This window comes from Mesorhizobium sp. LNHC232B00 (assembly GCF_000502435.1).
GTDB classification, from domain to species: domain Bacteria; phylum Pseudomonadota; class Alphaproteobacteria; order Rhizobiales; family Rhizobiaceae; genus Mesorhizobium; species Mesorhizobium opportunistum.
In genome coordinates, this window is sequence record NZ_AYWP01000031.1 from 34,252 (window position 1) to 57,776 (window position 23,525).

Below are 23,525 nucleotides of genomic sequence, written 5' to 3' on the forward strand. Positions count from 1 at the left end.
CCGCAGATCAAGCGCCCAGACACTTCAAGCACCGAGACACTTCAAGCGCCCAAACACCAGGCAAGCACGGCCTTCTGGGCGTGGAGCCTGTTCTCGGCCTCGTCGAAGACCACCGAATGCGGGCCGTCGATGACTTCGTCGGTCACTTCCTCGCCGCGATGAGCAGGCAGGCAGTGCATGAACAATGCGTCTGGCTTCGCCCTGGCCATCAGCTTGGCATTGACCTGATAGGGCGAGAACACGTTGTGACCACGGGCGCGATGCTCCTGCCCCATCGACACCCAGCAATCGGTGACGATGCAGTCGGCCTGGTCGACGGCCTCCTCGGGCGAGCGCGTGAAGTGCAGCTTGCCGCCATTCGCCTGCGACCAGTCGATATGCTTCTGCGCCGGCTCACTGCCTTCGGGTACGGCGACATTGAGGTTGAAGCGGAACCGCGCCGACGCCTCGAGCAGCGAATGCAGCACGTTGTTGCCGTCGCCAGTCCAGGCAATGGTCTTGCCGGCAACCGGACCGCGATGCTCCTCGAAGGTCATGATGTCGGCCATCAGCTGGCATGGATGGGTATCGTCGGTCAGCCCGTTGATGACCGGAATGGTGGCGTTCTCGGTCAGCTCCAGCAGCCGTTCGTGCGAGGTGGTGCGGATCATGATGGCGTCGACATAGCGCGACAGCACCTTGGCGGTGTCGGCGATGGTCTCGGAACGACCGAGCTGCATCTCGGTGCCGGTCAGCATGATGGTCTCGCCGCCAAGCTGGCGCATGCCGACGTCGAAGGACACCCGCGTGCGCGTCGACGGCTTGTCGAAGATCATGGCCAGCACCTTGCCTTCGAGCGGCTTCGAGCGCTCCCCGGCCTTGAGGCGCTCCTTGCGCGCCACCGCGTCGGTCAGCATGAAGCGCAAATCGCCTTCGGAAACGGCGGAAAGATCGGTGAAGTGGCGAAGTGACATCGGCAACGGTTCCGGGATTTACTTCGCGGCGGCGGAGGCGATCGCCTCCACCAGGCCCTTGGCGCCGGCGCGGATGCGATCGAGCGCGTCGTGGATCTCGGCATCGGTGACGGTGAGCGGCGGCAGCAGGCGAATGACGTTGTCGCCGGCCGGAACCGCCAGCAGGTGCTGGTCGCGCAATGCCATGTTCACCTTGGCATTGGGCATGGCGCATTTGAGGCCGAGCATCAGCCCGGTGCCCCTGATGTCCTCGATGACCTCGGGAAATTCGTCGGCAACGGCGGCAAGTCCCTGCTTTATCAGCAGCGCCTTGCGCTGGACGTCCTCGAGGAAGCCCTCTTCGAGCACCACGTCGAGTACGGCGTTGCCGACCGCCATGGCCAGCGGGTTGCCGCCGAAGGTGGTGCCATGCACGCCGGCGGTCATACCGACGGCCGCTTCGTCGGTGGCAAGGCAGGCGCCCATCGGGAAGCCGCCGCCAATGCCCTTGGCAATGGCCATGATGTCCGGCGTGACGCCTGACCATTCATGCGCGAACAGCTTGCCGGTGCGGCCGATGCCACACTGGACCTCGTCATAGATCAGCAGCAGGTCGTGCTGGTCGCAAAGCTGGCGCAGCCGCTTCAGCGATTGCGCAGGCACCGGGCGGATGCCGCCCTCGCCCTGCACCGGCTCGATCAGGATCGCGGCGGTCTCCGGGGTGATCGCCTTTTCGGCGGCATCGATGTCGTCGAAGCCGACCTGGTCGAAGCCTTCGACCTTGGGTCCGAACCCCTCGAGGTATTTGTACTGGCCACCGGCCGCGATTGTCGCCAGCGTGCGGCCGTGGAAAGCACCCTCGAAGGTGATGGTGCGGAAGCGCTCGGGATGGCCCTTGACGAAGTGGTAGCGCCGCGCCGTCTTGATCGCGCATTCCAACGCCTCGGCGCCGGAGTTGGTGAAGAACACCTTGTCGGCGAAGGTGGCATCGGCCAGCCGCTCGCCAAGACGGCTCTGCCCGGGAATCTCGTAGAGGTTGGAAACGTGCCAGAGCTTGGCTGCCTGCTCGGTGAGGGCCGCGACCAGGTGCGGATGACCGTGGCCAAGCGAATTGACCGCGATGCCGCCGGCGAAATCGAGATATCGCTCGCCCTTGTCGGTAACCAGCCAGGAGCCTTCCCCATGGTCGAAAGCCAGGGGTGCGCGAGAAAAGGTCTCGAAAAGCGCCGAACCGCTCATTATATGCTTCTCCGGTGCCGGAAAATCAAAAAAGCCGCCAAAGCGGCGGCCTTTGCGGCTTATCGTGTTTTTCGGCCATGAAGTCAACGAAAACGTCGCGTAGTGGCACGCGGCAAGCCCCCTGACAGGACGCCGGCTCATAAGAGAGCGGCAAGTTGGGGAAAACCGAAAAAACCGATTCGTGTTGCACTTGGGACTCTTGTCACCGAGTCAGCGCATAGAGTAGTTGTAGTCGAGAAATAACTAGATTTCGTGCGGCGGACCTAATCACCAGATATATGTGGTGTCTGCCCCAGCAGTGGTGCTGGGTCGGGAGTGGATTCTGATTGCCGCACGCTTAGCAGGAGCGCGGTCTCATGAACTGGACTGACGAGCGGGTCGAACTTCTCAGAAAACTGTGGTCGGAGGGTCTGAGCGCAAGCCAGATTGCTGCGCAGCTCGGAGGGGTCAGCCGCAACGCGGTCATCGGCAAGGTGCACCGGCTGAAACTGTCGGGCCGCGGGCGCGCAACGGCGGCGCCGGCACGCCAGAAGAAGACGGCGCAGGGATCGACCGTTCAGAAATCGGTGGCGCGGGCCGCAAGCGCATCGCGTCACGTCACGACATCGATCGGCGCGACGGCCTTGCAGACCCAGTTCGACGCCGAACCGGTGGCGCGGCACTATATCCGGCCGGTCGAGAACGTCGTGGTACCGATCTCACGGCATCTGCAGCTTGTCGAGTTGACCGAGCGAACCTGCAAATGGCCGAACGGCGATCCGCTTTCGAAAGACTTCAACTTCTGCGGCAACGAAGCCGCCGAAACCGGCCCCTACTGCAAATACCACGCCCGGGTTGCGTTCCAGCCGGCGGCGGAGCGGAGGCGGAACAGGTAAGTAAGGGAATAGGGCAGTAGGGCAGTATGTTTTGAGCTGCGCTTGTGAGCGCCTTAACCTACTGCCCTACTGCCCTACTGCCCTACTGCCCTGCTGCCCTGCTGCCCTACTTTCACAGCCACCCGTTCTTGCGAAACCGCCAGTACAGGACCGCGCAGATCAGCGCGATGGTGGCCAGTACCATCGGATAGCCATATTCCATCCTCAGTTCCGGCATATCGGTGAAGTTCATGCCGTAGATGCCTGCGAAGGCGGTCGGCACGGCCAGGATGGCCGCCCATGAGGCGAGTTTCTTCGAGATCGCCGTTTCCTGGCTCTGACCGACCAGCAGGCTCGCCTCGAAGGCGAAGGCCAGCACCTCGCGCAGGCTGTCGATCTTTTCCTGGACGGTCCGGATGTGGTCGGTCACGTCGCGGAACAGCGGGTGCATGGCGGAATGGATCTGCGGCAGGTCGGCACTGGTCAGCCGGCGGCAGACTTCCACCAGCGGCAGCGCTGCATTGCGCAGGCGCAAGAGGTCGCGGCGCAGCATATAGAGCCGCTCGATGTCGGGGCCGGTCATCGGCTTCAGAAGGACCTTGTCCTCGATCGCCTCGACCTCGTCCTCGATCTGCTCGAGCACCGGCATGTAATTGTCGACGATGAAATCGAGAATGGCATAGAGGACGAAATCCTCGCCCTTGGCCAGCGAATGCGGGCAGCTTTCCCAGTGCTGGCGCACGGCGGCATAGGATGTCGAAGGCCCGTGCCTGACGCTGACGATGTAGCCGCTGCCGACGAACAGATGCGTCTCGCCGAAGGTGACACGTCCTTCGATCAGCTGCGCGGTGCGGGCGACGATGAACAGCGCATCGCCATATTGTTCGATCTTAGGCCGCTGATGCGGATGTTCGGCATCCTCGATCGCCAGTTCGTGCAGATGAAATTGCGCCTGGACGCGCGACAGGAGCTCCCGGTCGGGTTCAAGCAGCCCGATCCAGACGACGTGTCCCGACTTCTTGGCCCACTCGCCGGCTTCCTCGATCGGAATGTCGGCAATGCGACGCCCGGCGGTGTAGACGCCGGAGGCGATGATGCCTGACTGCGGCGGCGCGGGCTTGAACTCCCGGACATATTCCATCGCTGCCTCCCGAAAGCATTGCCCTCACTGGGGAACCAACCCGTCTGGCGTCGGGATAGTTTAGCGCAATATGATCAAGCGTTCGAGCAAAAGTGCATTCACGTCACCGACGGTGGCGGTGAAAGGCCGATCTTGTCCGTCTTGTCGCCCTTCGGCCGGTCCGCGGGCATCTGGTCACCGGTGACGATGTAGTAGATGGTCTCGGCGATGTTGGTGGCATGGTCGCCGATGCGCTCGATGTTCTTGGCGCAGAACAGGAGATGCGTGCAGGGCGTGATGTTGCGCGGATCTTCCATCATGTAGGTCAGCAATTCGCGAAACAGCGACGTGTACATGGCATCGATCTGATCGTCGCGGTCGCGCACGAAGCCGATCTTCTCGACCGAGCGCGACGCGTAGACGTCGAGAACTTCCTTGAGCTGGGTCAGCGCCAAATTGGCAAGGGCCTCCAGGCCACGGAACAGGCTGGTCGGCTGGCGCCCGTCGGTGACGGCGACCACGCGCTTGGCGACGTTCTTGCCGAGGTCGCCGACCCGTTCGAGGTCGGCGGAAATGCGGATGGCGCCGACAATCTCGCGCAGGTCCGTCGCCATCGGCTGGCGCCTGGCGATGATGATGATCGCCTTGTCGTCGATCTCGCGCTGTCCCTCGTCCAGCACCGCGTCGTCACGGATGACCTTCTGGGCCAGTCCCGGATCGGCGTTGACCAGGGCGGCGACCGCTTGCTCGACCATGCGTTCGGCATGGCCGCCCATCGCCGCGATGCGCTTCGACAGATATTTCAGTTCCTCGTCGTAGGCGCTCACTATGTGCACGGACTGCATGGACGAATGCCTTCCCACGGATGTCTTGAGTCGTTTCCTTCGAATCCCCGCTGATACGCTAACCGGATGACAGAAAAAAGAAACGGCCTCTGGGAAAACTAGGGCAGTATCAGTGCGCCGGCAAATGAACAGAGAAGGCGGCGCCCTTGCCGACCTCCGACCTGATCGTCAGCCTGGCGTTGTGACGCGTCAGGATATGCTTGACGATCGACAGGCCGAGGCCGGTGCCTTTCTGGGTCCGGCTGGTCTCGACATCGATACGGTAGAAGCGTTCGGTGATGCGCGGAATGTGCTCCTCGGGAATGCCGGGACCGAAATCCCTGATCGTCACGTCGACACCGGGTTCGGAACCGTCGTCACCGGGCGCGATCGACACGATGACGCGGCCGCCCGACTGGCCGTATTTGCAGGCGTTCTCCAGAAGGTTCTCGAAAACCTGAAACAGCTCGTCGCGGTCGCCCGGCACATCGAGCGGCCCGTCGGCGAAATCGCGCTCGATGACGACGCTATTTTCACGGGCCAGCGGGGCCAGGGAATCGATGACGCTGTCGACGGTCTGGCGCAGATCGACCTCGGTTCCCGGCTTCAGATAAGGCTTCATCTCCAGTCGCGACAGCGACAGGAGATCATCGATCAGGCGCGCCATGCGGCCGGTCTGGTTCTGCATGATCTGCAGGAATTGCTCGCGCGCCGCCGGATCGTTGCGGGCCGGTCCGCGCAGCGTTTCGATGAAGCCGGAGATCGAGGCCAGCGGAGTGCGCAATTCGTGGCTGGCATTGGCGATGAAGTCGGCGCGCATGCGGTCGATCCGCCGCGCTTCGCTCTGGTCCTTGAACACCAGCACATAAAGATCGGTACCGTGTCCGACAGAGGACGCGCTGACCCGGTAGGCGCGCTCGACCGGCAGTTTCTCGGTGTAGTCGACGACATCCGAAGCGACGTTGCCGGACAGCACACCGTCCAGCAGGGCCTGCATTTCCGGCGCCCGGAATTTCAGCGAGAGCGATATGCCCGGCGCAATCCCGCCAAAGGCGGCGAAGGCAGCGGCGTTGGCATGGACGATGGTGGCTGCATGGTCGAAGATGATGAGCGGGTCGGCGACGGCCGCCGCCAGATACTCGCCGGAGAGCCGCTGCAGGCCGATCGCTTCGATCGACGCCGCACCCTCAACCGATTGGAGCGCACCGGCCGTCGGCAACATCGCGGCCGCGAGCAGCAGGAGCAGCGCCGGCACCAGCACGTAAGTGGAAATACCCGCGAGGGCGAAGGCGATCAGAACCGCGACGACACCGGCCGCAAGCAGCCAGCGGCTGTTCCACAGCCTGACGGCCAAGGTCCGGGCCATGTCTTTCTGCTCTGCGTCCAGGTCTGTCATCCGCCCGCGTGCCCGCGCCTATGCCGTCCCTACCGGTCGTGCGGCGACGGAAACTTCCGCTGGACCGCTCCGGAGGCTCCCAATAGCATGAGTCCGGATGCTTAAAAGGGTTCGTCTCGATGAAAAAAGCCAAGGAAGACTCCGCCGCGCCGACTTCGGGTCCGCTGAAAATCAGGATCGGCGGCAAGGAGCGGGAGTTCGATATCGAGAATCCCGAGCTTCCAGATTGGGTCGAGGACAATAAGCTGACCGCGGGCGGCTATCCCTACGACAAGAAAATGAAAAGCGACGAGTATGACGAGACGCTCGAGAAATTGCAGATCGAGCTGGTCAAGGCGCAGGCGTGGTTGCAGGCGACGGGCAAGCGGGTGATGGCACTGTTCGAGGGCCGCGACGCCGCCGGCAAGGGCGGCACGATCTTCGTGGTGCGCCAGTACCTCAATCCACGCACGGCGCGCAACGTGGCGTTGACCAAGCCCACGCCCACCGAGCTCGGACAATGGTACTACCAGCGTTATGTCGACCATTTCCCGACGGCGGGCGAATTCGTCACCTTCGACCGTTCCTGGTACAATCGCGCCGGCGTCGAGCCGGTGATGGGGTTTTGCACGCCGCAACAACACGAGAAGTTTCTCGACGACACGCCGCATTTCGAGCGGATGATCGTCAATGACGACATCCACTTCTTCAAATTCTGGCTGAATATCGGCCGGGAAACGCAGCTCGAGCGCTTTCACGATCGCCGGTACAGCCCGCTGAAGAGCTGGAAGTTCTCGCCGATCGACATTGCCGGCATTACCAAATGGGACGATTACACCAAGGCGCGCGACACCATGTTCGAGCGCACCCACAAGGAATTCGCACCGTGGATCATCGTGCGGGCCAACGACAAGCGCCGTGCGCGGCTAGCGGTGATGCGGCGCATCCTGTTGTCGCTGCCCTATGAGGGGCGCGATCTCGATGTCGTCGGCAAGGAAGACAAGAAGATTATCGGCGAAGGGCCGTCATTCCTCGGCAAGGAAGGCTGATGCCTGCCGTACCGCGTGGCGTCCACGCGGCACGGCATTCTTGGCGATCCTCAGGCCGCCAGCCTGGCGATGCGCTGCAATCGCCGCAGCGTGGCATCGTCCTGAAGCGCCTGCTGAAACAGCGATATCTCCTGGTCGATGCGGTCGCACAGCGCACCAGTGTTGCCCTTGAGCAGGCCACGCGTCTGCAGCAAGGCGGCGACAGGCTTCTTGGCGAGCTGCCTAGCCCGGCCAAGCGTAGCTTCCTCGACGCCGTCGTGCACGATCTCGGCGACTAGGCCGAGCGCCCTGGCGTCCTCGGCACGGAGCGTGTCGCCGAGGCAGAAGAAGCGGAAGGCGCCGGCATAGCCGAGCTTCTGCGGCGCCAGGATGCTGGTCGCCGCGTCCGGCACAAGGCCGAAATCGACGAACGGCACCCGGAACGTGCTCTTGCCGGAAGCAATCACCATGTCGCAATGGAACAGGATGGTGCAGCCGACGCCGACGGCATCGCCGTCGACGCAGGCCAGGATCGGTTTGGGAAACGTTGCCAGCGTGCGGAACATGTCAGTGACGGCGGCGATCAGTTTCTGATGCTTGCTGGCATCGAGGAACTCGGAAAAATCGCCGCCGAGGCAGAAGCAGCCGGCCAGGCCACGCAGCACGACGACACGCACTTCTTCATTGTCGGCGGCTTCGTGGAACGTCCTGGCAAGGCTTTCATAGGCTCGTCTGTCGAGCACCGGCCGGCCATCATTCGACGACACGGTGACGACCAGCGTATGGTTGCGCAGTTCAGGTTGCGGGTGCATGGCGATTTCCGATCTCATGACGCCCGCCTTTGACCGAACATGTCGGGATATCCCCGGGCCAGGACCGGGGCATGGTGATTGCGGCGCGAACGCACCACGTCCAGCGTGTGCTCGTTGAAGGAGAGCAGCGTCGCCACGACCTGCTGGTTGCCGTAGGTGCGCTGATAACCCAGCGGCGTCGCCAGGAAATGCAGCTGCAACGCGCGCAGCACCCACATCGGCTCGAACTCGATGATCACCTTGTCGACGCCGCGCTTCAGGCCCCACTCGACGAAGCCGGCTATCAGTTCGGTGCCGACGGTCGAGACGCCACGACGGCCATCGCGAAATCCGGGAGCCACCGCATAGCGGGTCAATTCCCAGATGTTCGGACCCGATGGCGGCGTGCCTTCGGAAAGGTCGGTCAAAACCTCGGTCAACAGATGCGGCCGCGTGGTCGGGAGCATCCGCTGATAGCCAGCGACTTCGTTGCCTCGGATGACGATCTGATGCACCGCCTCGTCATGATCGAACTGGTCGACCTCGAATCCGTCCGGGCGGCGCAGATCCTCCCACCCCATCTCCTCGACGAAAATCTGATAGCGTAGCCGATGGACCGCCTCCCAAAGGTCGGGGCGTTGCATCAATTCCTGGGTTGTAAGACAAAAAAGCATACTGCCGTCTCCTGTGTTCAAAGGATGATACGGCCGTGCTTTGATGAGAAAATTGCGTGATCACGTAGGCGGGAGTTCGATCACGTAGGCGGGAGTTCTAGGTCGGCACGGCCGACCTAACTAATGTAGCCGCGTCTTATCGCTTCGGCGACAGCCTGAACTCTATTGACGGCACCGAGTTTGCTTTTGGCGTTAAGAAGATGTTTCTCCGACGTGTGTTCGGAGATGCCGAGGATTTGCGAAATCTCCCATTCGGACTTGCCGACGGCGGCCCATTGCAGGCATTCGCGTTCACGTGGCGTCAACTCGACATGGTCGATGGTGTTGCCGGACATGGTGTGGAGCTGCATGGCGCGGCCAACCGCATAGGTCGAGACCAGCGACACCAGGCCGAACTCGGCCGCCGACAGCTCCACGGCCTCGCCGCCCAGCGACACCATGACGATCTGGCCGTCGAGCGTGATCAGCGGGAAGGCCAGCCCGTCGCGCAGCTTGAACGCGCCGGCATCGCCCATCACTTCGCCGCTGCTCTTGTCGATGCGAATGTCCTGGGCAGCTTCGCGCCACTGGAAAGGTGCCTGCAGCTGCTTCATGTGGCTGACCACGGGATCGTGATCGACATAGTTGCGCGATACGTAGCGCTCCAGCCATTCGACAGGCCAGTCGCAAAGCAGCACGTGCTGCTTTTGCTGCCCGGCCGGCGTGCCTGGCTGCGGAACGGTTCCAGCCATCAGCGCGGTCAAACCGAAATCCGATGTTATACCCAACAGTTTCTCACAGACCGCCGCCGCCGTTCCTGCGTGCTGCAGTTGGTCTATGTATTCCAGCGTAAGATCAAATTGACCCATCGCAACATCAACCCCATGTTGCCTCATGCATTGAGACCGATGGTCCATGCATTGTCTGCACTTTGCCACCGACCGCCGATTGCAACGCGCCCGTTTCCGGTTGTGGTTCTCGACCCTGGTCCCCCAACCAGGGCAGCCACCGCTGTTTGCAAACACGCTAAAGCATATCCTGAAATCGGCGCGTTGAAATCAAAAACCATTGTGCCTGTACCATTTTCGTACCAAAACCCCTGCGAACACGAGTGCGGCGGAGTTCTATCGTGGCGTTCCAATGGCGGTTCCTGGTCCTGGCGTCGATGATGATTGCGGTGCTGCCATTGGCTGGCGCGCGCGCGGCGGAACCGCAGGTGCCGGTGCTGTGGGACGCCAAGGAGCGGCTGCCCAAGCCGGACCTTTCCGCGCTGCCGCGGCTGCGATTCCTGACGACCACGGATTTTCCACCCTTCAACTTTCTCGACAGCTCGGGAAAATTGTCCGGTTTCCACATCGACCTGGCGCGCGCCATCTGCGCGGAACTCGGCATCGTCGACAAATGCCAGATCCAGGCTTTGCCGTGGACTGAGCTCGAAGGGGCGCTCGAGAAGGGCGAGGGCGAAGCCATCATCGCCGGCATCGCCGCGACGCCGCAGTCGCGCCAGACATACGCCTTCTCGCGCTCCTACCTGCAGTTCCCGGCACGTTTCATCATGCCGAAGGGCAAGGCATTGCTGGAGCCGATCTTCGACAAACTGCGCGGCAAGCGCGTCGGCGTGATATCAGGCTCGGCACATGAGCGCATGCTGCGCGACTATTTCAGCACGGTCCAGGTCGTCACCTTCGACGGACCCGAAGCCCTCTACAGCGATCTCAAGGCGGGCAAGATCGACGCCGCCTTCGGCGACGGCATGCGTTTCGCCTTCTGGCTGGGCGGCTCGGACGCGGCTGGCTGCTGCCGTTTTGCCGGCGGCCCCTATCTGGCTCCCGAATATCTGGGCACGGGCATGGCCATCGCCACGCGGGCGGACGATCCGGCGCTGGCGGCGGCGCTGGATTACGCGCTGCAGGAAATTTCAGTGAAAGGCACCTTTGCCGAATTCTACCTGCGCTATTTCCCGGTCAGCTTTTTCTGATCCGGTTCCGGTCAGCTTTTTCTGATCCGACCGGAACGCCGTCAGGTCAGCGTGCGCAGCCGCGCCTTGGCGGCGCGGCCGATGGCGGCGACGGTCAGTGTGTCGAGATCGAGCTCACGCCGGATCAGTTGCAGCACCCGCACTTCTTCCAAGCGCATTTCGAGATCGACGGCGGCCACTTCGAAGGCGGCGGCGTAGGCGGTGTCGCGCAGGCGCTCCGGCAGGGCCTCGCCGACCTGGGCCAGCACACCCTCGAGACCGTCCTTTTCATGCAGCAGTTTCTGGCAAGCCTGGGCGACGGGAACCAGCCGGTCCTGCTTGAAATCCTCGAACACCGGCCATGAGCGAACAACATCGCCGATCCTGGCCAGTTCGACATCGGTCATATCACGGTCGGAGGCCGAGGTGATGACCATCAGGTAGATCAGGGCTTCATGCGGGGACGGCGATGGCATTGTTTGCTCCTTGAACGGGCTTCGAAGGTAGGAACGTGCCCCAAGGGCCGCAAGGAAAAAGCGCCGCGCGCGTTGACGCTCCGGCCACGCGCGCCTAGAGACCGGTTGAAAATCGACACTTGCGGCCATATCGCGAATTTGGCCCGCGAATAATTGGAAAACAGGACCATGGCGGGATCAAACATCATCGATCTCAATCCCGAACTGCTGGCGGCGGCGGCCGAGAGCAAGGCATGGCCGTTCGAGGAAGCCAAAAAGATCATCGAACGCTACAAGGGCGCCGACTTTCCCGAAACCATCCTGTTCGAGACCGGCTACGGACCGTCCGGCCTGCCGCATATCGGCACGTTCGGCGAAGTGGCGCGCACCTCGATGGTGCGGCATGCGTTTCGTGTGCTGACGCAGGACAAGGTCGCGACCAAGCTGCTGTGCTTTTCCGACGACATGGACGGCATGCGCAAGATACCCGACAGCGTACCAGATCGGGCGGCGCTGGAACCGCATCTGCACAAGCCGCTGTCTTCGGTTCCCAATCCGTTCGGCGGCGACTATGCGAGCTTTGCCGACCACAACAATGCGATGCTGTGCCGCTTCCTGGACACGTTCGGCTTCGACTACGAATTCGCCAGTGCGACGCAGTACTACAAGTCGGGCCGTTTCGACGCGATGCTCAAGCGCGCCGCCGAGCGCTACGACCAGATCATGGCGGTGATGCTGCCGACGCTCGGACCGGAGCGGCAGGCGACCTACAGCCCGTTCCTGCCGATTTCCCCGAAGAGCGGGCGCGTGCTTTACGTGCCCATGAAGCATGTCGACGCCAAGGCCGGCACCATCACTTTCGACGACGAGGGCACGGAGACGACGCTTTCGATCACCGGCGGCCGGGTGAAGCTGCAGTGGAAGCCCGACTTCGGCATGCGCTGGGCAGCGCTTGGCGTCGATTTCGAAATGTTCGGCAAGGACCACCAGACCAATGCGGTGGTCTACGACCGCATCTGCAATATTCTGGGTGGGCGTGCGCCGGAGCATTTCGTCTACGAGCTGTTCCTGGACGAAAACGGCCAGAAGATCTCGAAGTCGAAGGGCAACGGGCTGACCATCGACCAATGGCTGACCTATGCGCCGACCGAGAGCCTCGGGCTCTACATGTACCAGCGGCCGCGGCAGGCGAAGAAGCTCTATTTCGACGTCATCCCGAGGGCGGTGGACGAGTATTACACCTTCCTTGGCGCCTACCCGCGCCAGGACTGGAAGGAACGGCTGGGCAACCCGGTCTGGCACATGCATGACGGCAACCCGCCGGCCATCGACATGCCGGTGCCGTTCTCGCTGCTGCTCAATCTGGTCAGCGCTTCCAATGCGCAGAACAAGGACGTGCTGTGGGGCTTCATTTCCCGCCACACGACGGGCGTAACGCCAAAGACGCATCCGGAGCTCGACCAGCTGGTCGGCCATGCGATCCGCTATTTCGACGATTTCGTGAAGCCGACGAAGACCTTCCGCCCGGCCGACGAGATCGAGCGCGAAGCGCTGCTGGCCCTCGACAAGGCGCTTGGCGACTTGCCGGCGGACGCCGGTGGCGAAGCGATCCAGAACGCCTCGCTCAACGTGGCGCGCAAGATCGAGCGCTATCAGGATCATTCCAAGCAGAGCCCGGAAGGCGGCCCGGGCGTTTCGGGTGCCTTCTTCCAGATGATCTACCAGGTGCTCATCGGCCAGGAGCGCGGCCCGCGCTTCGGATCGTTCGCAGCGCTCTACGGCGTCGCCGAGACCCGCGCGCTCATTCAGAAGGCGTTGGCGGGACAGCTGGCTTGAGGGCGCCGTCGACCTCTTCCAGGATCGAGCCCGGCGCCTGAGGCGCCGGGGCGGGTGCAACCGGCACCGCCGAGATGCCGGCAAGGTTCGGCGCCGATCCGAAAATACCCTTCTTTTCGGTGCGGGCCTTTTCGCCGGCATCGACATAGGGTCCGCCTTTGGCGGCGCGCGCCCAGCCGTTCTCGACCAGCCATTGACCGATATCCTGCTTGCCGATCCGGCATTCCGCCGCGACCAGGTCGCGGCCGCCCTCGGGCGGCACGGTGCAGACCACGGCGCGGCCGCGCAGGAAGGCGCGGAACGCCGTGCGGGCGCGGATGCCGCATGGCCAGGATTTGCCATCCGTGGTGCAGGTCTCGTCCTGCCCGACGACGTCGATGCCGGAGACCGCGACCGAATAGCCCTTCGCCTCGATCAGGCCGGCGGCCGATGCAACCGGCTGAAACAGCTTCGTGCCATTCCAGTCGTCGGGCATCTTCGGCTTGGGCGGCATGGCGAGTGCGAGTTTGCTCAACGGTTCGCGCGGCTCGACCCGTTCGAGTTCACCGGTTGGCAGTTCCGGCGGGGCGACGAGGGCGGGATCGATCGCCCTCGAATGCGGCGACGGCGGCTTTGGCGGTTGCGAGGGCGTGGGAAGAGCCGAGGTGGCCGGCTCCTCGGACCCCGCATCGGTGCCGGCTTGAGCGATCGTATCGGCGCCAGGATCGATCTGATCGACCGTAACGGCGCTTTCGCTTCCCTTCAGCGTGCGCCCGCCGGCGATGACCAGCGCCGCCATCACCGGGACCATCAGAACCGCAAGGACAAGATGGGGGAACCGCATCGGCCGAACCTACTGGCTTGCCCAGACAATCCGCGCCACCCACTCGACCTCGCGCATGGAGATGTCGCGGTCGGGATGATCGGGATTGAGCGAAACCAGTGAAATCGACTTGACGGTCTGGCGTTCGAGCACCTTGGCCATCACCTCGCCGGCAGTGGTCTTGACGACGACGCGATCGCCCTTGCGGGTTACCGCGCCCGGCTCGACGATGAGGACGTCGCCATTGCGGTAGAGCGGCAACATGGAATCGCCCTGCACCTGCAGTGCGTAGGAGCTCTCGGTCGATTGCGCCGGCAGTTCGACCAGATCCCAGCCCTGACCCGCCGGGAAGCCGGCATCGTCGAAGAAGCCGCCGGCGCCGGCCTGGGCGAAACCGAGCAAAGGCACCGACCGTCTGCGGCCAGCCTGGGCGTCATGGACAAGCCCGGCCCTGCCTTCGATCAGCCCAGTGAATTCGTCGAGCGAAGCCCCCGTCGCCTCGATGATCTTGGCCAGTGATTCAGTCGAGGGCCAGCGGGGCCGGCCATCCGACGACAGGCGTTTCGACTTGTTGAAGGCGGTCGAATCGAGCCCTGCGCGCCTTGCGAGACCCGAGGCCGAAAGCGAATAGCGCTCGGCAAGAGCATCGATGGCAGCCCAGACACGGTCGTGCGAGAGCATGTCGTGCTCTCCTCCGAAACAGGAAAAAATGCCTTTTCCTTCTAGTCTTCGAATACCGGTTTGTCCACCGGCGTGCAGCCGTGACGCGCGTTCCCCTCGGCCGGGCAAACTCCGATTGCGGGGATTAATCCGCCGCCTTGGCAAGACTGCGCAAACCCCGGTGCGATGTCATGAAAATCCGCTCTTCCTGCGTTGGCGGTCGCGGATTTACAGCAAGGCCAAGTGCGGTCACAACCTCGTCTATGTCGAGGAAGCGTCGCGCCTTGCGGTCGTAGACGCCGGCCGTCGTCAGGATCAAGGCGGCCGTCTCGCCATTGTCGAGGACGAAACGGTGCTTGCCGATGACCTGGGTTCCTTCCCAGGTCTCGATCGAGGACACCACCTCGAAACGGCGCCACAGCCTGATCTCGCGGGCATAGACCACCTGCAGTCCGCCCATCATCGGCGCCCAGCCATTCTTCCGCGCCAGCCTGATGAGGCCGGCACGGACGAACAGGTCGATGCGGCCGAGATCGGCCAGCATCATGTAGCGCGCATTGTTGAGATGGACGTTGAAATCGATGTCGGTCGGCAGGCAGCGAAAGCCCAGCCGGCTTTCGCCGCCCATCACGTAGGGGCCACGGCTTCGCGTCGTGGCCAGCATGCGCGCCATACGCGCCCAGACGTACATGATTTACATCAGGCGGCCTGCTGCACGTCGCCCTTGGCGTAGGGATCGAAGCGTTCGTAGAAGGTTTCGCCCTTCTCGGCCATGTCGAGCAGCAGCTTCGGTGCCTTGAACTCGGCCCCGTATTTCTTCTGCAGGCCCTTGGCGATCTTGACGAATTCCTTGGCGCCGATGCCGTCGATATAGGACAGCGCGCCGCCGGTGTAGGGCGCGAAGCCGAAGGCCAGGATCGAGCCGACATCGGCCTCGCGCGGATCGGTGACGATCCCCTCCTCCATCACCCGCGCCGCCTCCAACGCGATGGTGACGAGCAGACGCTGCTGCAGCTCCTCATAGTCGACCTTCTCGGGTGCTAGCTGCGGATAGAGATCCTTAAGGCCCGGCCACAGCTTCTTCTTGGCGGGCTTGGCCGGATAGTCGTAAAAGCCCTTTCCGTTCTTGCGGCCGAAGCGGCCATGGTCGTCAACCATGGTGTTGATCAGCGCCATCTGCTTGGGGTCGACAGCCCTGTCGCCGAGATCCCTGATGGTCTGCTTCATGATCTTCTGGGCAAGGTCGATGGCCGTCTCGTCGGTCAGCGCCAGCGGGCCAACCGGCATGCCGGCGGCCTTGGCCGCATTCTCGATCATCGGCGCGGGCACGCCTTCGATCAGCATCTTGTAGGCTTCCGACATGTAGCGCAGCACGCAGCGGTTGACGTAGAAGCCGCGCGTGTCGTTGACGACGATCGGCGTCTTCTTGATGGCGCGCACGAAGTCGATCGCGGTCGCCAGCGCCTTGTCGCCGGTCTTCTTGCCCAAAATGATCTCGACCAGCATCATCTTGTCGACCGGCGAGAAAAAATGGATGCCGATGAAGTTCTTCGGCCGCGCCGAATTCTTGGCCAGACCGGTGATCGGGATGGTCGAGGTGTTGGACGCGAAGATCGCCGACGATTTCAGCACCGCCTCCGCCTGTTCGGTGGCGGCTTTCTTGACGGCGGAATCCTCGAACACCGCCTCGACCACCAGATCGCAGCCGGCAAGGTCGGCATAGTCGGCCGTCGGCGTGATCAGCGACAAAAGCTTGTCACGCTCCTCGGGCTTGGCGCGGCCCTTCTTGACCTGATCGGAGACCAGGCTGTCGGAATGCGCCTTGCCCTTCTGCGCCGACTCGATATCGCGGTCGAGCAGTACCACCGGGATGCCGGCCTTGGCGGTGACATAGGCGATGCCGGCGCCCATGAAGCCGGCGCCGAGAATGCCGATCTTCTTGAATTTGGTTTCCGGCACGCCGGCCGGGCGGCGTGCGCCCTTGTTCAGTTCCTGCAGCGACACGAACAGCGAGCGGATCATCGCCGCCGCTTCCTTGGTCTGCATGATCTCGGTGAAATAGCGCTGTTCGATCCTGAGCGCGGTGTCGAACGGCACCAGCAGGCCTTCATAGACGCATTTCAGGATCGCGGCGGCTGCCGGATAATTGCCATAGGTCTCGCGGCGCAGGATGGCGATGGCCGGCGGCCAGAGGTTGAAGCCGGCGGGTGTATAGATCTGGCCGCCAGGCAGCTTGAAGCCCTTCTCGTCCCACGGCGCCACCGGCTTGAGCCCGTTCCTGATCATCGCCTTGGCGGTCTCGACCAGCCTGGCCGGCTCGGCGATCTCGTGGATAAGCCCCATGGACTTGGCCCTCTGCGGCGACAGCGTCTGGCCGGAGGTCAGCATCTGCAGCGCCTGCTGCTGATCGGTCAGCCGCGGCACGCGCTGGGTGCCGCCGGCGCCCGGGAAGAGGCCGATCTTGACCTCGGGAAGCGCCATCCTGACCTTGTCGCTGTCGGCTGCTACGCGGCCGTGGCAGGCGAGCGACAGCTCAAAAGCGCCGCCCATGCAGGTGCCGTTGATCGCCGAAACCCACGGCTTGCCTGAGGTCTCCAGCTTGCGGAACAGGCCGGTCATATAACCGGCATTCTCGAACAGCGCCTTGGTCGCCTTTTCGGCATCCTTGCCCTTGTCCGTGGCGAAAGTCGCCAGCATCTTCTGCAGCAAGGTGATGTCGGCGCCGCCGGAGAACGTGTCCTTGCCGGAGGTGATCACCGCGCCCTTGATGGCAGCATCGCCGGCCACATGATCGACAATGGCGTTCAACTCGCGCATCACCTCTTCGGTGAAGACGTTCATCGAGCGGTCCGGACTGTTCCAGGTGACCAGCGCGATGCCGTCGGCGTCGATGTCGAGGGTGAAATTGGTGTAGCTCATTTTCTCTCTCCCCGTCAGACGCGTTCGATGATGGTTGCTGTGCCCATGCCGGCGCCGATGCACAGCGTCACCAGCGCGGTGTTGAGGTCGCGGCGCTCGAGTTCGTCGAGCACGGTGCCGAGGATCATCGCGCCGGTGGCGCCGAGCGGATGGCCCATGGCGATGGCGCCGCCATTGACGTTGATCTTGTCGTGCGAGATGTCGAAAGCCTGCATGTAGCGCAGCACCACCGAGGCAAAAGCCTCGTTGAGTTCGAACAGGTCGATGTCGGACAGCTTCATCTTGGCGCGCTTCAACAGCTTCTCGGTGACGTCGACCGGACCGGTCAGCATCAGCACCGGCTCCGAGCCGATGTTGGCGAAGGTACGGATCCGCGCGCGCGGCTTCAGCCCCATGGTTTTCCCGGCCCTCTTCGAACCAAGCAGCACGGCCGCCGCGCCATCGACGATGCCGGACGAATTGCCGGCATGGTGGACGTGGTTGACCTCTTCCACCTCGGGATGCTTCTGCACCGCGACCGCATCGAAGCCGCCCATTTCGCCGGGCATGACGAAGGACGGATTGAGCGAGGCCAGCGACTGCATGTCGGTCGACGGCCGCATATGCTCGTCATGGTCGAGAATGGTCAGGCCGTTCTGATCCTTGATCGGGATGACGGAGTTCTTGAAGCGGCCATCGGCCCAGGATTTGGCGGCGCGCTTCTGGCTCTCGACCGCATAGGCGTCGACATCGTCGCGGGAGAAGCCGTATTTGGTGGCGATCAGGTCGGCCGAGATGCCTTGCGGCACGAACCAGCCGGGAAAGCCGACAGACGGGTCCATGAACCAGGCGCCGCCGGAGGCGCCCATGCCGACGCGCGACATGGATTCGACACCGCCGGCGACGACGATCTCGTCGGCGCCCTGGGCGATCTTGGCGGCGCCGAAATTGATGGCGTCGAGACCGGAGGCGCAGAAGCGCGAGATCTGCATGCCCGGTGCCTTGTTGTCGTAGCCGGCCTCGAAGGCGGCGGCGCGCGGAATGACTGAGCCGGCCTCGCCGACCGGATCGACGCAGCCGAAGATGATGTCGTCGACATTGCCGGTATCCAGCCCATTGCGGTCGCGCAAAGCCTCGAGCGTCTTGGCGGCGAGCCGTACCGCCGGCACCTCGTGCAGCGACCCGTCCTTCTTGCCCTTGCCGCGCGGCGTGCGCACGGCGTCATAGACATAAGCGTCAGCCATTTTTCTGCTCCTTGGGTTTGCCGGTCGTCGCTCTCAGAGCGAGCGGCCGATCAGCAATTTCATGATCTCGTTGGTGCCGCCGTAGATGCGCTGGACGCGGGCGTCGCGGAACATGCGGGCGATCGGATATTCATTCATGTAGCCATAGCCGCCATGCAATTGAAGGCATTCGTCGACGACTTTTCCCTGCAGGTCGCTGAGCCAGTATTTGGCCATCGACGCCGTCACCGGATCGAGGCCGCCATTGATGTGGCGGGCGACGCAATCGTTGTAGAAGACGCGGCCGATGGTGGCCTCGGTCTTGAGTTCGGCCAGCTTGAACTGGGTGTTCTGGAAGTCGATGATCGCCTTGCCGAACGCCTTGCGCTCCTTGACGTAGTCGATGGTCAGCGCCAGCGCCCGCTCGATCATGGCGATGGCGCCGGTGCCGATCTGCAGCCGCTCCTGCGGCAGCTGCTGCATCAGCTGGATGAAGCCCTGCCCTTCCTCATGGCCAAGCAGGTTGGAGGTCGGCACGCGCACATCGTTGAAGAACAGCTCCGACGTGTCGTTGGCCTTCAGCCCGATCTTGTCGAGGTTTCGGCCACGCTCAAAGCCTTCCACCTCGTCGGTTTCGACGACGATCAGCGAGGTGCCCTTGGCGCCCTTTTCCGGATCGGTCTTGGTGACGACGATGATCAAGTTGGCGAGCTGGCCGTTGGTGATGAAGGTCTTGGAACCGTTGACCTTGTATTGGTTGCCATCCTTCTGCGCCCGCGTCTTGACGCCTTGCAGGTCCGAGCCGGCGCCCGGTTCGGTCATGGCGATGGCGCCGATCAGTTCGCCGGTCGCCAGCTTCGGCAGCCACTTCTTCTTCTGCTCTTCCGAGCCGTAGTGGAGGATGTAGGGGGCGACGATCGAATTGTGCAGGCCGATACCGAAGCCGTCGACACCGACATGGCCGATGGCCTCGATGATGGCGCTTTCATGCGCGAAGGTTCCGCCCGAGCCGCCATACTCTTCCGGCATCGAGGCACAGAGCAGGCCGGCGGCCCCCGCCTTCAGCCAGCTTTCGCGGTCGACCATCTCGTTCTTCTCGAACTCGTCGTAACGCGGCGCGATCTCCTCCGACATGAAGCGGACCGCCATGTCGTAGAGCATGCCGACCTCGTCCGCCGCCCAGGCAGGCTTCGGCAAAGAAAGCACTTCGGCTGGATTTGTCATGCCGTTTCTCCCGCGCCGACGTCCCCCTCCCCCTCGAGGGGAGGGTGGCCGCGAAGCGGTCGGGTGGGGTNTCATGCCGTTTCTCCCGCGCCGACGTCCCCCTCCCCCTCGAGGGGAGGGTGGCCGCGAAGCGGTCGGGTGGGGTCGCCGATGACGTGCTCGACCTTATCTTCGAAACTGACGCGGGTTTGGGGCACTGCGATCATTCTCCTCCAAAAGCGCCAACCAGCCGGCGCACTGCACGCAGGACCCCTCCCGGCCCTTCGGGCCACCCTCCCCTCAAGGGGGAGGGGGACGCCGGCAATTTCTAGAACGCTTCCGCAGGCAGCGCCATTAGCGTGTCCGCACCACTGGAAATGCGGGCCAGATGTGCCGATGTCTCCGGCATGATCCGCTCCATGAAGAAGCGCGCCGTCACCACCTTGTTGTCGTAGAAGGACTGGGAACCGTTGGCGCCGGTTTTGCCCTGTGCTGCCTTGGCCATCTGCGCCCACATGTAGCCGAGCGCCACGAGGCCGAAGAGATGCATGTAGTCGGTCGAGGCCGCACCGGCATTGTCGGGCTTGGCCATGCCATTCTGCAGCAGCCACATGGTCGCCGCCTGCAGATCGTTGAGACCCTTCTTCAAGCCCTTGGTGAAGGGTGCCATCTTCTCGTCGGCGCGATTTTCCTCGCAGAATTCGCCGACTTCCTTGAAGAAGGCCTGGACGGCGCGGCCGCCGTTCAGGCCAAGCTTGCGGCCGACGAGGTCGAGCGCCTGGATGCCGTTGGCACCTTCATAGATCATGGCGATACGGGCATCGCGCACGAACTGGCTCATGCCGTGCTCCTCGATGTAGCCGTGGCCGCCGAACACCTGCTGCGCCATGACAGCGTGGTCGAACCCCTTGTCGGTGAGCACGCCCTTGACCACCGGTGTCATCAGGCCGGTGTAGTCGTCAGCCGCCTGGCGATCCTTGTCGTCGCCCGAGCGGTGGGCGACATCGGATTTGATCGCCGTCCACAGCGCTAGCGCGCGGCCGGCCTCGTTGAAGGCCCTCATGGTCATCAGCGAGCGGCGAATGTCGGGATGGACGATGATCGGGTCGGCCTTCTTGTCGGGCGCCTTCGGCCCCGACAGCGAGCGGCCCTGCAAACGGTCCTTGGCGTAGGCGACGGCGTTCTGGTAGGCGATCTCGGACAGCGACAGCCCCTGCAGGCCGACACCGAGCCGTGCCTCGTTCATCATCGTGAACATGGCCTTCAAACCGGCATTGGCCTCGCCGAGCAGCGTACCCTCGGCCTTGTCGTAATTCATGACGCAGGTCGAATTGCCGTGGATGCCCATCTTCTCCTCGATCGAACCGCAGGAGAGGGTGTTGCGCTCCCCCGGATTGCCTGATGCATCGAGCTTGAGCTTCGGCACGATGAACAGCGAGATGCCCTTGACGCCTTCCGGCGCGCCCTCGATGCGGGCCAGCACCAGATGGACGATGTTGTCCGACATGTCGTGCTCGCCGGCCGAGATGAATATCTTCTGGCCCGAGATCTTGTAGGTGCCATCGCCGTTCGGCACCGCCTTGGTGCGCAGCAGGCCGAGATCGGTGCCGCAATGCGGCTCGGTCAGGTTCATGGTGCCGGTCCAGGCGCCCTCGACCATCCTGGGCAGCCATTTGGCCTTCTGCTCGTCGGTGCCGTGGGTGATGATCGCCGCGATCGCGCCCTGCGTCAGGCCCGGATACATCATCAGCGACATGTTGGCCGACACCATGTATTCGGCAACCGCCGTGTGCACGGCATAGGGCAGGCCCTGGCCGCCGAACTCGACCGGCGCGGCAAGCCCCATCCAGCCGCCTTCGCGGTACTGGTCGAAAGCTTCCTTGAAGCCCTTGGGCGTCGTCACCGAGCCATCGTCGTGACGGACGCAGCCTTCCATGTCGCCGACACGGTTGAGCGGGTGCATGACGTTTTCGGCAAGCTTGGCGCCTTCCGCGAGGATCGCTTCCAGCACGTCGGGCGTGGCGTCCGCAAATCCGGGAAGGTTCGAATAGCGCTGGTAACCCAGCACCTCGTTCAACACGAACAGCGTATCCTGGACCGGAGCCCTGTAGATCGGCATGCTTTTCCTCCACCATGCGGATTTGGTCCCAAACCAAGCCGTGCGCGGCAGGCGAGCCAATGTCGAAGTCGCAATAGCAATTATTGACGTTTGCGTAAACGTCAATTGTTTGCGCCGCAAAAATTTTTGCCAAGCTTTGTCCGAAATTTCGCAAGCGGCCGCTTGCCCGGCTGTTCGCGACAGGGCAATTTCATCGCATGAACCCCGCCGCATTCATAATCAGCGTTCAGAGCCATTACCTGGATCAGTTTCGGGCGTTCGTAGCAAAGCAGCGGCAGAGCTGCGTTCAGGGGTCTCCCGAAGTAAAGTTCCAGATCGGTGAGGATAGCGGGATATTTCGGGGGCTTTGTTGCGTCGACTTTGTCAAGAATGACGGCAAAGTCGATCCCACCGAGCTTCAGCCGGATTTCCTCACATTCGAGCCGATATCGGGTCGGATTGAGCGCGCCGAATTCCTGATAGAGCAGTTGCAATGGAACGATGTCGTGATCCATCACACGCTCGCGGCTGCTCCGCTCGACCAGATAGGCATCTGGTTCCAGCACTGGTTCGATCCCGATGACGAGCGTCACCAAGAGGGCGCCGAATTGGGAAATATCATCCACTCGGCTTCCATTCGGCCCAAAGTGCTGAACGTGGACTTCGGAACGGCTTCCCCGGACGCATTCTGGAGCCTGCTTGCGCTTCTTGAAGCTGCAGGCGCGACCGGCCTTCGGATCACCCATTCACAGGCGCAGGCATCATCCTAGCGCGGCGGTCCGCTGCGCCCATCCTAAAAAAGCCGCGCGGCAACGGCCACGCGGCTTTTTCGGTTGAAAGCAGATGGGGGCTGGCTTAGCCCGCGACGCTCGCCTGCGGCGTCGAGCGCTCGGCCAGCATCTGGCGCACCGCCGTCATCGAGCCGCCCAGCTCGTTGATGGCGTCGTCGATCAGCGCCCGCTGCTTCTGCAGGCGGGCAAGCTGCTTTTCAGACTTGTCGAGCGCCAGCCGCAGTTGCTTGGTGTTGGACCCGGTCGGATCGTAGAGATCCATCATCTGCTTGACGTCGCGCAGCGAGAAGCCGACCTTGCGGCCGAGCAGGATCAGCTTCAGCCGGGCCCTGTCGCGGCGCGTGTAGAGGCGGGTCGAGCCGTCACGCTGAGGATTGAGCAGGCCCTTGTCTTCGTAGAAACGCAGCGTGCGCAGCGTCACGCCGTACTTCTTGGCCATCTCGCCGATGCGGACGAGATCCTCGCCGGCTTCGACAGGTATATTGTTGGTATTGGCCGCGGTCTCGCCGGCCGAAATAAGCTTCATGGTCACTGGCTTTCCCCGTCTGGTGGCGTCGCGGTCCTTGACCATGCGTCGCCTGACTGGAAGCGGGGGCGTGCTTCCGGCCGTGGTTTCGACAAACAAATCGCAAAACAGCACACTCAATGCGCCTTTTACGTTTACGTCAATTCTATACCGATAGCCGCCTCATGACGCAAGGGCGTTCTGTGGGCGTGTCGTAAGCACATGAGTTGTCCGGATTAGGTAGCACGCGAGTTGTCCGGTTTTATCGCCAGCGAATGGAG

22 protein-coding genes are annotated in these 23,525 nt (G+C 63.0%); 4 read left to right on the top strand and 18 right to left on the bottom strand.

Annotation, left to right across the window (positions count from 1 at the left end; all coding sequences use genetic code 11):
* Positions 1-41: 41 nt before the first annotated feature.
* Entirely contained in the window at positions 42-953 is a 912-nt protein-coding gene (gene argF / locus X743_RS143140) for an ornithine carbamoyltransferase (RefSeq protein ID WP_013897269.1), read from the bottom strand.
* Positions 954-971: 18 nt separating this feature from the next.
* Positions 972-2,171 (bottom strand): aspartate aminotransferase family protein, encoded by a 1,200-nt coding sequence (locus tag X743_RS143135; RefSeq protein ID WP_023768359.1) that lies wholly within the window; start codon positions 2,169-2,171, stop codon positions 972-974.
* Between the two features lie 356 nt (positions 2,172-2,527).
* Between X743_RS143135 and X743_RS143130 the strand changes: the two genes are divergently transcribed.
* On the top strand, positions 2,528-3,046 hold the full coding sequence (locus X743_RS143130) for a GcrA family cell cycle regulator (protein WP_023768360.1): 519 nt from the start codon (positions 2,528-2,530) through the stop codon (positions 3,044-3,046).
* A gap of 112 nt (positions 3,047-3,158) precedes the next feature.
* Here the strand turns inward: X743_RS143130 and X743_RS143125 are convergent, their stop codons facing one another.
* The 3 genes from X743_RS143125 to X743_RS143115 form a co-directional block, all read right to left on the bottom strand.
* Positions 3,159-4,166, bottom strand: a complete 1,008-nt coding sequence (locus tag X743_RS143125) for a magnesium and cobalt transport protein CorA (protein ID WP_013897272.1) — start codon at positions 4,164-4,166, stop codon at positions 3,159-3,161.
* Positions 4,167-4,264: 98 nt separating this feature from the next.
* Entirely contained in the window at positions 4,265-4,990 is a 726-nt protein-coding gene (phoU, locus tag X743_RS143120; RefSeq protein WP_023768361.1) for a phosphate signaling complex protein PhoU, read from the bottom strand.
* Between the two features lie 109 nt (positions 4,991-5,099).
* The gene (locus tag X743_RS143115; RefSeq protein ID WP_023768362.1) at positions 5,100-6,365 is read right to left on the bottom strand and encodes an ATP-binding protein; all 1,266 of its coding nucleotides are present in this window, start codon (positions 6,363-6,365) and stop codon (positions 5,100-5,102) included.
* A gap of 119 nt (positions 6,366-6,484) precedes the next feature.
* Between X743_RS143115 and ppk2 the strand changes: the two genes are divergently transcribed.
* Positions 6,485-7,393 carry a polyphosphate kinase 2 gene (ppk2, locus tag X743_RS143110; protein WP_023768363.1) on the top strand — a complete coding sequence of 303 codons (909 nt, stop codon included), beginning with the start codon at positions 6,485-6,487 and terminating at the stop codon, positions 7,391-7,393.
* 50 nt (positions 7,394-7,443) lie between these two features.
* Here the strand turns inward: ppk2 and X743_RS143105 are convergent, their stop codons facing one another.
* The 3 genes from X743_RS143105 to X743_RS143095 form a co-directional block, all read right to left on the bottom strand.
* Positions 7,444-8,202 (bottom strand): enoyl-CoA hydratase-related protein, encoded by a 759-nt coding sequence (locus tag X743_RS143105; RefSeq protein WP_031258474.1) that lies wholly within the window; start codon positions 8,200-8,202, stop codon positions 7,444-7,446.
* Positions 8,199-8,837, bottom strand: a complete 639-nt coding sequence (locus X743_RS143100) for an acyl-homoserine-lactone synthase (RefSeq protein ID WP_023768365.1) — start codon at positions 8,835-8,837, stop codon at positions 8,199-8,201. Before X743_RS143100 ends, X743_RS143105 begins: the two co-directional genes overlap by 4 nt.
* 116 nt (positions 8,838-8,953) lie before the next feature.
* Positions 8,954-9,685 (bottom strand): LuxR family transcriptional regulator, encoded by a 732-nt coding sequence (locus X743_RS143095; protein WP_023768366.1) that lies wholly within the window; start codon positions 9,683-9,685, stop codon positions 8,954-8,956.
* 260 nt (positions 9,686-9,945) lie between these two features.
* Here X743_RS143095 and X743_RS143090 point away from each other — a divergent pair, with 260 nt between their 5' ends.
* Complete coding sequence (locus X743_RS143090) at positions 9,946-10,794, top strand: transporter substrate-binding domain-containing protein (protein ID WP_023768367.1); 849 nt, start codon at positions 9,946-9,948, stop codon at positions 10,792-10,794.
* Positions 10,795-10,835: 41 nt separating this feature from the next.
* Here X743_RS143090 and X743_RS143085 read toward each other — a convergent pair whose 3' ends face one another.
* Positions 10,836-11,249 carry a tellurite resistance TerB family protein gene (locus X743_RS143085; protein WP_023768368.1) on the bottom strand — a complete coding sequence of 138 codons (414 nt, stop codon included), beginning with the start codon at positions 11,247-11,249 and terminating at the stop codon, positions 10,836-10,838.
* A 168-nt stretch (positions 11,250-11,417) separates the two neighbouring features.
* On the opposite strand from X743_RS143085, the gene X743_RS143080 reads away from it, so the two are divergent.
* Positions 11,418-13,064: a lysine--tRNA ligase gene (locus X743_RS143080; protein WP_023768369.1), complete on the top strand. Its 1,647-nt coding sequence runs from the start codon at positions 11,418-11,420 to the stop codon at positions 13,062-13,064.
* On the opposite strand, the gene X743_RS143075 is transcribed toward X743_RS143080, so the two are convergent.
* The 9 genes from X743_RS143075 to X743_RS143040 form a co-directional block, all read right to left on the bottom strand.
* Complete coding sequence (locus tag X743_RS143075) at positions 13,030-13,887, bottom strand: thermonuclease family protein (RefSeq protein ID WP_031258476.1); 858 nt, start codon at positions 13,885-13,887, stop codon at positions 13,030-13,032. The genes X743_RS143080 and X743_RS143075 overlap by 35 nt on opposite strands.
* A gap of 9 nt (positions 13,888-13,896) precedes the next feature.
* Positions 13,897-14,547 (bottom strand): helix-turn-helix transcriptional regulator, encoded by a 651-nt coding sequence (locus X743_RS143070; protein ID WP_023768371.1) that lies wholly within the window; start codon positions 14,545-14,547, stop codon positions 13,897-13,899.
* A gap of 124 nt (positions 14,548-14,671) precedes the next feature.
* Positions 14,672-15,217 (bottom strand): thioesterase family protein, encoded by a 546-nt coding sequence (locus X743_RS143065; RefSeq protein WP_023768372.1) that lies wholly within the window; start codon positions 15,215-15,217, stop codon positions 14,672-14,674.
* Positions 15,218-15,225: 8 nt separating this feature from the next.
* Entirely contained in the window at positions 15,226-17,445 is a 2,220-nt protein-coding gene (locus X743_RS143060; protein ID WP_023768373.1) for a 3-hydroxyacyl-CoA dehydrogenase NAD-binding domain-containing protein, read from the bottom strand.
* Positions 17,446-17,459: 14 nt separating this feature from the next.
* Complete coding sequence (locus X743_RS143055) at positions 17,460-18,668, bottom strand: acetyl-CoA C-acetyltransferase (RefSeq protein ID WP_023768374.1); 1,209 nt, start codon at positions 18,666-18,668, stop codon at positions 17,460-17,462.
* A gap of 33 nt (positions 18,669-18,701) precedes the next feature.
* Positions 18,702-19,871 (bottom strand): acyl-CoA dehydrogenase family protein, encoded by a 1,170-nt coding sequence (locus X743_RS143050; protein WP_023768375.1) that lies wholly within the window; start codon positions 19,869-19,871, stop codon positions 18,702-18,704.
* Positions 19,872-20,178: 307 nt separating this feature from the next.
* Positions 20,179-21,969 carry an acyl-CoA dehydrogenase gene (locus X743_RS143045; protein ID WP_023768377.1) on the bottom strand — a complete coding sequence of 597 codons (1,791 nt, stop codon included), beginning with the start codon at positions 21,967-21,969 and terminating at the stop codon, positions 20,179-20,181.
* 101 nt (positions 21,970-22,070) lie between these two features.
* Positions 22,071-22,574 (bottom strand): hypothetical protein, encoded by a 504-nt coding sequence (locus tag X743_RS1000000172415; RefSeq protein WP_023768378.1) that lies wholly within the window; start codon positions 22,572-22,574, stop codon positions 22,071-22,073.
* A gap of 229 nt (positions 22,575-22,803) precedes the next feature.
* Entirely contained in the window at positions 22,804-23,265 is a 462-nt protein-coding gene (locus X743_RS143040) for a MerR family DNA-binding transcriptional regulator (RefSeq protein WP_023768379.1), read from the bottom strand.
* Positions 23,266-23,525 lie beyond the last annotated feature (260 nt).

What these genes read in the sequence shown, in the direction of transcription:
- X743_RS143125 (WP_013897272.1), bottom strand. Translation starts at nt 4,166, where the DNA reads ATGGAATATGTCCGGGAGTTCAAGCCCGCGCCGCCGCAGTCAGGCATC.
- ppk2 (WP_023768363.1), top strand. Translation starts at nt 6,485, where the DNA reads ATGAAAAAAGCCAAGGAAGACTCCGCCGCGCCGACTTCGGGTCCGCTG.
- X743_RS143075 (WP_031258476.1), bottom strand. Translation starts at nt 13,887, where the DNA reads ATGCGGTTCCCCCATCTTGTCCTTGCGGTTCTGATGGTCCCGGTGATG.
- X743_RS143040 (WP_023768379.1), bottom strand. Translation starts at nt 23,265, where the DNA reads ATGAAGCTTATTTCGGCCGGCGAGACCGCGGCCAATACCAACAATATA.
- argF (WP_013897269.1), bottom strand. Translation starts at nt 953, where the DNA reads ATGTCACTTCGCCACTTCACCGATCTTTCCGCCGTTTCCGAAGGCGAT.
- X743_RS143085 (WP_023768368.1), bottom strand. Translation starts at nt 11,249, where the DNA reads ATGCCATCGCCGTCCCCGCATGAAGCCCTGATCTACCTGATGGTCATC.
- X743_RS143045 (WP_023768377.1), bottom strand. Translation starts at nt 21,969, where the DNA reads ATGCCGATCTACAGGGCTCCGGTCCAGGATACGCTGTTCGTGTTGAAC.
- X743_RS143130 (WP_023768360.1), top strand. Translation starts at nt 2,528, where the DNA reads ATGAACTGGACTGACGAGCGGGTCGAACTTCTCAGAAAACTGTGGTCG.
- phoU (WP_023768361.1), bottom strand. Translation starts at nt 4,990, where the DNA reads ATGCAGTCCGTGCACATAGTGAGCGCCTACGACGAGGAACTGAAATAT.
- X743_RS143050 (WP_023768375.1), bottom strand. Translation starts at nt 19,871, where the DNA reads ATGACAAATCCAGCCGAAGTGCTTTCTTTGCCGAAGCCTGCCTGGGCG.
- X743_RS143105 (WP_031258474.1), bottom strand. Translation starts at nt 8,202, where the DNA reads ATGAGATCGGAAATCGCCATGCACCCGCAACCTGAACTGCGCAACCAT.
- X743_RS143100 (WP_023768365.1), bottom strand. Translation starts at nt 8,837, where the DNA reads ATGCTTTTTTGTCTTACAACCCAGGAATTGATGCAACGCCCCGACCTT.
- X743_RS143065 (WP_023768372.1), bottom strand. Translation starts at nt 15,217, where the DNA reads ATGTACGTCTGGGCGCGTATGGCGCGCATGCTGGCCACGACGCGAAGC.
- X743_RS143070 (WP_023768371.1), bottom strand. Translation starts at nt 14,547, where the DNA reads ATGCTCTCGCACGACCGTGTCTGGGCTGCCATCGATGCTCTTGCCGAG.
- X743_RS143135 (WP_023768359.1), bottom strand. Translation starts at nt 2,171, where the DNA reads ATGAGCGGTTCGGCGCTTTTCGAGACCTTTTCTCGCGCACCCCTGGCT.
- X743_RS143060 (WP_023768373.1), bottom strand. Translation starts at nt 17,445, where the DNA reads ATGAGCTACACCAATTTCACCCTCGACATCGACGCCGACGGCATCGCG.
- X743_RS143055 (WP_023768374.1), bottom strand. Translation starts at nt 18,668, where the DNA reads ATGGCTGACGCTTATGTCTATGACGCCGTGCGCACGCCGCGCGGCAAG.
- X743_RS143080 (WP_023768369.1), top strand. Translation starts at nt 11,418, where the DNA reads ATGGCGGGATCAAACATCATCGATCTCAATCCCGAACTGCTGGCGGCG.
- X743_RS143095 (WP_023768366.1), bottom strand. Translation starts at nt 9,685, where the DNA reads ATGGGTCAATTTGATCTTACGCTGGAATACATAGACCAACTGCAGCAC.
- X743_RS143115 (WP_023768362.1), bottom strand. Translation starts at nt 6,365, where the DNA reads ATGACAGACCTGGACGCAGAGCAGAAAGACATGGCCCGGACCTTGGCC.